Below are 9,668 nucleotides of genomic sequence, written 5' to 3'. Positions count from 1 at the left end.
GCCTGACTACATTTCTATAGGACTGTCAATTTGCGCTACTTGCGCCAAATGCTGAAGAATTTCAATTTGCTCACCTGCTGTCAGATCCTTACCATTATCCCAACCCAATGGTGGTTGAGAGTGATTCAGTTCTCCAAAAGTTTTAAGGCAGTGTGAGTAGGCAATACCGGCTTGAAGACGATAAGAACCTAACGACTTCCCCTCATTTCCAAGAATTGTCCATCCTATAGTTTTATTGTGAATGCCCTTTAAAATTGCAACCGCTAATTCTTCAGAATCATCAATGTCTAGATCAAAATGCCGATCATTGGCTGGGTAAAAGTTTAAATTATTTTCAGGGGTGAATTGGTAGCGAGTTGTCTTTGGAAAACAACTTACCGGAATGATTAAAGAACCCCTAGTACAGCTAGATTTTCGAGGCTTGGACGTAACAAGGAACTCTTTTTGAGATATACCTTCTGCTATCACCGCAAGAGAATGCCCAACGTCAAATGGAGTACATATATCGGCGTTATAAGTAGAAATACCTGAGCTTTTTTCTGCTAGTACTTCTTTGATAACTCTTTGAATTAAGTCCTGGCTCCAGCAACCGTCTGTACACTTAGTCGCCTCGTTTACAAGTGTTTTAAAGTTTGTTAGCTTTCTACAAAGACGCACTAGATATTTGGGCGGTTTAGATCCTTGAAGGGATTGCACGAGATTTCATGTAATCAAGAGACTGAATGTAACTTAACCGAATAGTTCAATTATGCCTTGAATCAATTCAGAGTGTGGCAGATTTTTAATAGAAAGTGTAGTTTGCAAAATATTCCTACCCAAAAGACCACCACAAGTTAAAAGACACACTGCGGAAGATTGAGCCAATAATTTATCTGTTGATTCTAAAAATGACTCAATAACATAAAGCAAATTTTCGCTATTGATTTGAGCCTCTGCATCACTCAAGACCGCTATAAGAATACGTTGAGCTGTTGGAGATATGCCATAAAGTTCAACAGCTAACCTTGTTTGATATTCTTCTGGATTGTCTGTTAACCATTCAACTATTGCTTCTGAAATTTTATACAGGGCATCCTCATCCTTGTCATTTGCACGCAACTCATAAAAATACTCTTTAATTTGAGCAGGAAAATCATTGATCTCTATAAGCCTCACTGCCGACGATGTTGAGGCAGAAGCTAAGACATCTTCCCAGTAGTTTTGAATTGTCCTATTGAGATTTTTCAGTAAGACTTTGCTAAATGCATTTAAAAAAACTTGTTTGCTGATTAAAGGCTTAAAAATATTATCCTGAGGATAATATTTTGGTAGATATACACCCGATGAGCAAATATTTGTTGGCAGATCAGCATCAACAGGGATAGATATCTTCGCCAAAGCTCTGCCTTGTCTATCATTCAAGGGGTTTTGGATCCAAGGCCTGGTGTAAGCAGGGAGTGATACACCACTGGAAAAAGTTTCTTGCCTCTCGGTTGAATTGATCAAGGTATCCGCTAACATCATCTATCTCCACTATCTTCTCGGTATGAAAATCAGCATCTATGAAATAACCCAGTTCATTAGTTACATTTTTTAATGCAAGTCCGTACTTAGCACTCACCATTGCATCTGCATAACCCAGATGACATACGAAATGCGAAAATGCTTGGGGTAAATCATTCTCTGGTAAATCATCAGTTGCAAATATTCCTAAAATTGGTGGTTTAAGCAACTCCCGCCATGCGCGGCCCTCCAAATTAAGCTCGGAGCGCATAATAACATCTTGATATCTCAAGCCAATCCTTGTAAGGTAAGAGGGCTTGTAGTATTTAGCTAGTAACTCAACAGCAATAAGTAATCGTTTTCTAAAATCCTCCCAGCTTTCATATTTCAACGTAGAAAGAGCTATAAAATCGCTTGCTAAAACCAGTTTCCACTCTCCTGTTTTACTAGCAAACTCATAAGAGGAACCTTGCCCAAACAAGACTGGCGGCGAGTTAGGCTGCGGGTTAGACAACGAAAACTCAATGGATTGACCAGCGCTAAAGAGTGGATAATCTGCTCTCACCGCTTCCTGAAAATCCACAGGAGCTTCTTTTTCAATTCTTAATATCTTGGGAAATCGAAGCTGGCAGATTACTTCCGCAAGAGGGTTGCGGGTATATCTGACACGGGGTGATTCGGGAAACTTCATGCAGTTGTTAAACTTGGCTAGCTGGCAATAGAAGGCAAAGAACTGCTTAGGCAGTGATAAAGGTATGCTAAAAAATAATTTTTCTGGCAAACAACAAGACCCAGTAAAGAAAATTCTTTACCTTGACAAACTAAATTGATTGTCTTATCCTGTCTTTTCTTATTGTAAGACGGCAATGGACTGCTGTCTTCCGCACTGTAAGTGAGTATTTTATAATTTTTCTATAAACTAATCAGTTAAACTAATCAGTAGATTATCTAAGCAAAAGCCAGTCTGTCAAAGCCTTTCAACGTCTAAGCCTTAAGAGTATTTTTTTTAAGATTATATAAACTCCAGGTATCACAAACTCGTATTTGGGTTTGTCTGCTATAAGTCTTGTCAGCAGATGCCCTGTTTTGTGTTATTGCTTGCGATCGCTTATGCCAAGAGCATACCTATGAGCTTGGACACTTAAATATCCAATGCAGCAGGCGAAACTTGTGATCACCCTCTCTGGGATTATGAAAAATTTTTCAGGAGGTCGATGATTTTTGCAGCGATTTTGGGAGCTATAAGCAGAGAGCCAAAATTCCTATATCCAATGAAACTGATATTCTTAGGCACTGCAATTGCAGTTTGCGTACTCACTGGCTGTTCGTCACAAGGGAGGCGATCAGAATCTCCTTCAGCCGTCTCTACTCCCCTCGTTTCATCAACTCCAGCACCCACGCCCTCCCCTGTTTCATCGATAGACATTCAAAGACAAAAAGCGCGTGAGATAGTAAAGAGGATGGACAAAATCTTGCTTGAAGGCAAAGAGAGGAGCGAGAAAAGAGAGGAAGAGTACCAAAAGAACAAATTGTGCAGAACCGAAGAATACAATGCTAATTTCAGCCCTAACGACGACGTGGAACTAAGCGCTGAATGCAAAAAGCGATTAGCTGAGTTGGATAAGGGAGCAAGTAAAAGTCATTGATTGCGATCGCCCTCACCAATTTGTTACCCCTGTCATGTGGATAATTTGTGGATAATTTTGGTTTCTTACTTGCGATCACCCTTCCTTTGTGAAAAATTTTTCAGGAACGCTTTGTTATTTTGGACTTCTGACCGGAGGGCGATCGCCAAAAATTGCCCCTCGGCGTTCTAGGTCACGTTTCATATAATCTGTGAGTCCTGTATTACCACCAAATAAAGCATCTACAACATTAGTATTGTTCAGATCGGCATCACTCAGATTTGCATTCCTTAAGTCGGCATCGTTCAGAACGGCACCACTCAGATTTGCATTTCTTAAGTCGGCATCGCTCAGGTTGGCACGACTCAGGTCGGCATCGCTCAGGTTGGCACGACTCAGGTTGGCACGGCTCAGGTTGGTATCACTCAGGTTGGCATTGTTTAATTTGGCACCGCTCAGGTTGGCACGACTCAGGTTGGTATCACTCAAGTTGGCACGGCTCAGGTTGGTATCACTCAGGTTGGCACGGCTCAGTTCAGCACTGCTCAGGTTGGCAGTGCCTAGAGTGGCACCGCTCAGGTTGGCAGTGCCTAATCTGGCACCTCTCAGGTTGGCACGACTCAGGTCGGCACTGCTCAGATTGGCAAATCTCAGATTGGCAAGGCTCAGATTGGCACGGTTCAGGTTGGCACCGATGAGATTGGCAAATATCAGATTGGCATCAATCAGGTCGGCATCAATCAGGTCGGCACCGATGAGGTTGGCATCGCTCAGGTCGGCACCACTCAGGTCGGCATCACTTAAATCGACACCGCTCAAACGTCGCATATTAATCGGCTGACTAATAATCTCCTGTACTAAGCGCCATTTCTCATTAGACTCGCTACTTTCGTCATTGTCTGAACTTTCGCTCAAAATTTGAACATCTTCAACAGGAAAACCAGTGACTTCTTTTAGCTCTCCTGATTTGATGCGAGATACAAGCTGTTCAATATCCTCTGGAGAACCTTCGACAAATAATTTGATGCTACCTTCTTTGATATCAGTAATTTCTATAGTGTCACCTGAATATTCTCGTAGAGCAGATTGAATAAATTTCCAGCTTTGAACTGAATCTATATCGCCTTGTAAGGTGATAACTGCTTTAATTTTTTTACTTTGTTTATCTATTACAGTTAATCGACGGTATTCTGGTTGTACTTGCTCTACTACCCCATCACTACTAGGGTTGCTGTAACTACTTGTTGGTAACTGGCTTGGTTGTTTTTCTTCTATTAACCCTGCAATTTCTCTCCAATTCAATTTCAGTGTTTCACATATCCTTTTGAAGGAATCAAGCTGAATTGGCTCACTCAGGAAAAATTTTGTCACTGTAGTGCGAGATATCAGTTGAGACTTTGCAAAGTTGCTTTTTGACTCAAACCCTAGCCTAATCAAGGCTTTTTCTGCCACATAAACACCTTCTAGAGATGCAGGGATCGTTATTTTCTTCTTTTTTATGCCAGGGCTTGGGTCTATCATAGACTGACTCAGTATTTAAATAAAAAGCGATCGCTTAGGCAATCAAAACTAAAGCATCAAACAATCATAGAGAAATCACAAGTGATTTACAACACAATCTTTGTGTAGTCAAGGTTTTAGGCGTTTGGCTCGATATTGAAAGTGTGAACTTAAACACACCAAAAACAAAATCTATGAGTCACAAGCCAGTTAAAAAATCTAACATTTTCCAAGAGCGCCTACGCCAAGCACGCTATAGCTTTAACCTTGCCCTGATTGCCACGGGTTTATCTGCTTGCATCAGCCTTATCGGAGCCGGATTGCTGTTATCAGGCAAAGTTACAGAAGGAACATTTACTGCCGTTGGGGGAATGGCAACGAGCGTGCGATGCATCCAGTTTGCCAAGGAAGCCAACGATAGGCTTGACAAAACTTTGACTGAGATGAAGGACGGAGATTAAGCGATCGGCAGATGCGGGCTTTGTGAAAAATTTTTCAGGTAGGCAAATTATTTTGGACTCAGAACTGCAAGCGATCGCTTGGATATGATAGCGATCGCCCTTCGGTAATAGGACACTTCTCTAATCTGTGTCGTTAAGCTCGACTAAAGTTTTGTCAAGTCTGTCGTTGGCTTCCTTAGCAAGTTGAGCGCATCGCACACTAGCAGCTATTCCTCCAGTGGCGGTGATGCTTCCTTCTGTAACTCTCCCTGTGAGTAAAAGTCCAGCACCAATAAAGCCAATGCAGGCAGACAATCCAGTAGCGATTAGTGCAAGGTTAAAACTATACCGAGCTTGGCGTAGACGCTCCCTAACTATCTCTTGGTTAAAATTGGGTTCGGAACTAGAAAATACTGTTAACTTAGTCATAAATTTATCCATCACTCAACTGCTTAAAGTCTCGCAGTTTGTTCCTGAAAGTTCAGTCTAGACAAGGGTTTTGCAGAAATAGCTTTCGTATAGGTTTGGTCTAACTTTGGATTTTTACCATTAGAATAAGCATAGTTTTTGCGTTTAGCTATGCCCAGAAAATCGCTTACGGCGTGTCCAGCAGGTATTGAGAAAGCGAGAATAGCTTTGACTGGTAAAGGTTGGTCATACGACAAATTGGCAGAAGCAATAGAAGTGCAAACCCGTCAGCCAGTAGGCAATTTTTTTAATGGCAAGGGAGTAGCTAGCGAAAACTTTGTTGCTATCTGCCGAGTGTTAGAACTCAATTGGCAGGAAATTACTGGTCAGATTAATCTCACTGATTTACCAAAAGAAGTTAATGTCAGCAATGACATCGCCACTTTACTCCAAGAGGTACGTGAAAAGATAAAACCGTACATTCAAGAGTGCTGCGGTACTATGCGCGTACTGGATATGACCCAGCCTATTGAGTTGAATGATATTTATACTGTTGTCAATATCCTGGAAAAAATTACAGGACGCAGGCGGCAAGAGATTGCGGAACTGCTAAAGGATTTTGATCCAGAAAAATTCGACCGCTTTGGACTTAGCGGCGTAACCCAGGAGCGAGTACTAGGAATTCAAGCAGTGCAACAGCACAGCAAGCTGATAGTTTTAGGTAAACCAGGAGCCGGAAAAACAACGTTTTTAAAGCATCTGGCTATACAGTGCAATGAGGGGCAATTCCAAAGCGATCGCTTTCCGGTTTTTATTAGCCTCAAAGATTTTGCAGAAGCGACCAAAAAGCCAGAAATTCTTCAGTATATTTCTCAGCAATTGTCAGAGTGTGATGTAGGAGATGCCAGCGTAAAACTAATTCAACTATTAAAACAGGGCAAGGCATTGGTCTTACTGGATGGGTTGGATGAAGTTCGAGAAAAAGACTATAGCCGAGTCATCAGACAAATTAGAGAGTTCACTGAGCAGTATCGTGAAAATCAAATTGTTGTGACTTGCCGAATTGCGGCTAGAGAATACATCTTTAAAAGCTTTGTTGAAGTTGAAGTGGCAGATTTTGACGACCAACAAATTAAAACTTTCGCCAATCAATGGTTTAAGCGCAAGAAGCCAGAAAAAGCAGAAAAATTCATTCAAAAATTGGAAGAAGACAAGTCAGTTAAAGAACTAGCAACTAATCCACTACTCCTGACATTGCTCTGCTTGATTTTTGAAGAAAAAGGAAAGTTTAAGTCTAATCGCTCTGAATTATATGAAGAAGGAATTGAGTTACTGCTAGAAAAGTGGGATGATAGCCGCGATATTGTACGTGAACAGATTTACAAGAACTTATCGACTAGGCGCAAGGAAGATTTATTAAGCAAAATTGCACTCTCCACTTTTGAGTCTGGAGATTATTTCTTTAAGTCTAGAAATGCTCAAGAGTTAATTTCAGATTATATTTACAATTTGCCTGATGCCCAAACTGAGACGAAAGCGCTGCTGTTAGATAGCAAAAAAGTTTTGAAGTCGATAGAAGCACAGCATGGGCTATTAGTCGAAAGGGCAAAGGGTATTTATTCCTTTTCTCACCTAACGTTTCACGAGTATTTTACGGCTAGAAAAATCGCTTTAAGCCCTAATCCTCAGCAGTCGTTTCCGCAACTACTTAGTCACACCACAGAAAAGCGTTGGCGAGAAGTTTTCTTATTGACTGTAGGAATATTACCCGATGCCGATAACCTATTGCTGTTGATGAAACGTCGCATTGACGAACTCATAGCAACTGATGATAAATTACAGCAATTTCTCACTTGGGTTGAAGAAAAATCCAGTTCTGTAGAATCTCCCTATAAAAGAGCTGCTGTTAGAGCCTTCTACGCTTACCTCGCCCTCGCCCTCGACCTCGCCCTCGCCCTCGACCTCGACCTCGCCCGAGACCTCGCCCGAGACCTCGCCCGAGACCTCGACCTCACCCTCGACCTCGCCCTCGCCCGAGACCTCGCCCTCGACCTCGACCTCGCCCTCGACCTCGACCTCACCCTCGCCCTCGCCCTCTCCCGAGACCTCGCCCTCGACTTCGCCCGATCCCTCTCCCGAGCCCTCTCCCGAACCCTCAACCTCGAATTAAAGCGATCGCTTCAACTACTCAAAGACCAACTGCCTGAGGTTAATGATGAAGAAGCATTCAAGCATTGGTGGCAGACAAATGGTCAAGCCTGGAGTGAACAACTTAGAGCAGTAATGATTGAACATCGCAATATTGGTCATGACTGGCAGTTCAGCAACGAACAAAAAGAACTTTTGCAGCAGTACTATGATGCCAATAAGCTACTATTTGATTGCCTCAACAGTGAGTGCTACGTAAGCCGAGAAATACGTCAGCGCGTTGAAGATACATTGCTGTTACCAGTTCAAACCTGAAAAACTTTTCATGAAGTCAAAGTATCATCAACGCATTTGCCAAGGCCGCAATCTGTCTTGCTATTATCTGCTTGCCTTCAGTCACCGACCCATGTCGCAATTCATGAATCGCTTGATGTAGTCCTGTATGAGCATTGCACGCTGCTGTTATAGCCGTCTCTAAAACTTGGGGGTTTGGCTTGCTCACAAGTCACCTCTATAATCCCATTTTCACCAAATATTACCAAAGTTTTTGCAATGTCATTCGTTTAATTTGAATCTTCAACACCGGGTCACTTTGGCATTCAAGCAGAAATTCGTCGGGTGGACATTCCCCCATCGCTGCATAGGATTTGAGCTTCGTTTCACGTTGCGATCGCAACAGGGAGTTCTGAGTAAAACTTTGCGGGACTGTTGAGTAATCCGATAGCTTGATACCCCACTGCGGGTTGCTAGTAATTGCACCCATGAGTGATCGTGCATGAGGTGTTTCTAGCAGAAAGGCGATCGCCTCTTTTGATGGGCAAACTCCCTGATTTGCACTGTCCAAAATATTTAATATCTCGGAATTTGTAAGCTTTTGTAAAAGCGGCGCGGCGGAACATTCGCCTTCATGACAGTCTTTCACTGCAACACCCGAAATCTCATTTTCTGCTGACAACAAAGTGGGTTGACCCTGTGTGGTATCTACAAGCGCTAGCGTTGTGCAGTCAGTTGCCATAGGCAAGTCTTGTTCATTTTCTTCCACGCCTTCGACAGTCTGAGGCGACGTGCCCCCCAAGGGCGCGATCGCCGTCTCGTCACAGTGCGAAATAACGGGTTGCGTGGAAGAAACACACCTCACAAACTCTTTTGAAGAGTTTGTGAGGTGTTTCTGAGTAGTTCGTGAGGGTTTCTGAAACGCTTGTATAGAGGGGGTTTCACTAGAGATGCACGCTAGATTTTCAGCACTTATCTCTGAAAACGTGGATTTTGGTTCTAAAATTTCAGAATTTGATTGCTGTTTTTCATCACTTAGTTCTTCCTGTGTAGAATCTATTTCCTCCCAAAATTCCTTCATCCGACTGCCATGCAAGTTGCGTACTAACCAGCCAACTGTTTCACGTCCATCAATAATTGACTTGTCAGGCTTGAAAATGAACAGGCCACTCTCAGATAAAACTTTTTTGGCAGTAATGAAACTGCTGTAGGTGAGGGTCTTAGATAGCGGCATCCAACGCGAACCATAAGGATCTGATGTCCAACATTCCTGCCACAGATGAGTGACTGAGGACTTTTGCTGTGAAGCCCAAAGCATATCTTCTATTGGAATAATCACATGAAGCCTCTTGTATGGTGATTCTGACTTGCGATCGCTTGATGATTTTGATTTTGATGGTTTTGATGCTAACGCTGCACTCATGACTCACCCCCAAACGACCGATACTGCCTTAGCATCTTCTGTTTCAATGCCTCGAATTTCTGTTTTTCTTCTTCCGACACTTCACCAATCAACCGTTCAACCTCAGCCTTTTGCTGAAGCCTTACTTGATGCGTAATAGCAGGTAATGCTTTAACCTCAGTTTCGTTGCCAGGGCGAAAAGAGCGACGGCGAAACATAAACTTGAAATGCCGTTTATCCTGTGGTAGTAACGTTGCCCAAATATCCGCGTCCCATCCAGGCGGCATGAAGTCAGCTGATATCGGTAGCAGGTTTTGTACTTGAGATTGAAGCTCGGCGATCGCTCTACCTTGTTCCTCAATCACTTGATTCTGCTGTTCAAATTTCTCC

Annotated in this window: 11 protein-coding genes; 3 read left to right on the top strand and 8 right to left on the bottom strand. The window is 42.7% G+C overall.

Annotated features, from left to right (window positions below):
• Positions 1-6: 6 nt before the first annotated feature.
• Genes FBB35_RS22085 through FBB35_RS22075 form a run of 3 tightly spaced genes read right to left on the bottom strand, consistent with a single transcriptional unit; the run spans position 7 to position 2,263 of the window.
• The gene (locus FBB35_RS22085; RefSeq protein WP_174711418.1) at positions 7-696 is read right to left on the bottom strand and encodes a hypothetical protein; all 690 of its coding nucleotides are present in this window, start codon (positions 694-696) and stop codon (positions 7-9) included.
• A 33-nt stretch (positions 697-729) separates the two neighbouring features.
• Positions 730-1,401, bottom strand: coding sequence for a hypothetical protein (locus FBB35_RS22080; RefSeq protein ID WP_174711417.1), 672 nt, complete (start codon positions 1,399-1,401; stop codon positions 730-732).
• On the bottom strand, positions 1,394-2,263 hold the full coding sequence (locus FBB35_RS22075; RefSeq protein ID WP_174711416.1) for a TIGR04255 family protein: 870 nt from the start codon (positions 2,261-2,263) through the stop codon (positions 1,394-1,396). Before FBB35_RS22075 ends, FBB35_RS22080 begins: the two co-directional genes overlap by 8 nt.
• A 433-nt stretch (positions 2,264-2,696) precedes the next feature.
• On the opposite strand from FBB35_RS22075, the gene FBB35_RS22070 reads away from it, so the two are divergent.
• On the top strand, positions 2,697-3,128 hold the full coding sequence (locus tag FBB35_RS22070) for a hypothetical protein (protein ID WP_174711415.1): 432 nt from the start codon (positions 2,697-2,699) through the stop codon (positions 3,126-3,128).
• A gap of 114 nt (positions 3,129-3,242) precedes the next feature.
• Here FBB35_RS22070 and FBB35_RS22065 read toward each other — a convergent pair whose 3' ends face one another.
• Complete coding sequence (locus FBB35_RS22065; RefSeq protein WP_174711414.1) at positions 3,243-4,628, bottom strand: pentapeptide repeat-containing protein; 1,386 nt, start codon at positions 4,626-4,628, stop codon at positions 3,243-3,245.
• Positions 4,629-4,801: 173 nt separating this feature from the next.
• Between FBB35_RS22065 and FBB35_RS22060 the strand changes: the two genes are divergently transcribed.
• On the top strand, positions 4,802-5,068 hold the full coding sequence (locus FBB35_RS22060; RefSeq protein ID WP_174711413.1) for a hypothetical protein: 267 nt from the start codon (positions 4,802-4,804) through the stop codon (positions 5,066-5,068).
• A gap of 120 nt (positions 5,069-5,188) precedes the next feature.
• Here the strand turns inward: FBB35_RS22060 and FBB35_RS22055 are convergent, their stop codons facing one another.
• Positions 5,189-5,476 carry a hypothetical protein gene (locus tag FBB35_RS22055; RefSeq protein WP_174711412.1) on the bottom strand — a complete coding sequence of 96 codons (288 nt, stop codon included), beginning with the start codon at positions 5,474-5,476 and terminating at the stop codon, positions 5,189-5,191.
• Between the two features lie 150 nt (positions 5,477-5,626).
• Here FBB35_RS22055 and FBB35_RS22050 point away from each other — a divergent pair, with 150 nt between their 5' ends.
• Positions 5,627-7,918 carry an NACHT domain-containing NTPase gene (locus tag FBB35_RS22050; protein ID WP_174711411.1) on the top strand — a complete coding sequence of 764 codons (2,292 nt, stop codon included), beginning with the start codon at positions 5,627-5,629 and terminating at the stop codon, positions 7,916-7,918.
• 16 nt (positions 7,919-7,934) lie between these two features.
• Here the strand turns inward: FBB35_RS22050 and FBB35_RS22045 are convergent, their stop codons facing one another.
• The 3 genes from FBB35_RS22045 to FBB35_RS22035 are packed head-to-tail and all read right to left on the bottom strand — an operon-like array spanning position 7,935 to position 9,643.
• Complete coding sequence (locus tag FBB35_RS22045) at positions 7,935-8,105, bottom strand: hypothetical protein (RefSeq protein WP_174711410.1); 171 nt, start codon at positions 8,103-8,105, stop codon at positions 7,935-7,937.
• Between the two features lie 33 nt (positions 8,106-8,138).
• Positions 8,139-9,299: a hypothetical protein gene (locus FBB35_RS22040; RefSeq protein ID WP_174711409.1), complete on the bottom strand. Its 1,161-nt coding sequence runs from the start codon at positions 9,297-9,299 to the stop codon at positions 8,139-8,141.
• Positions 9,296-9,643: a hypothetical protein gene (locus FBB35_RS22035; RefSeq protein WP_174711408.1), complete on the bottom strand. Its 348-nt coding sequence runs from the start codon at positions 9,641-9,643 to the stop codon at positions 9,296-9,298. The genes FBB35_RS22040 and FBB35_RS22035 overlap by 4 nt, the downstream gene beginning before the upstream one ends.
• Between the last annotated feature and the right edge of the window lie 25 nt (positions 9,644-9,668).

The sequence above is a fragment of the Nostoc sp. TCL240-02 genome, from assembly GCF_013343235.1.
Classification (GTDB): domain Bacteria; phylum Cyanobacteriota; class Cyanobacteriia; order Cyanobacteriales; family Nostocaceae; genus Nostoc.
This window is presented reverse-complemented; position numbering and strand designations above follow the sequence as displayed.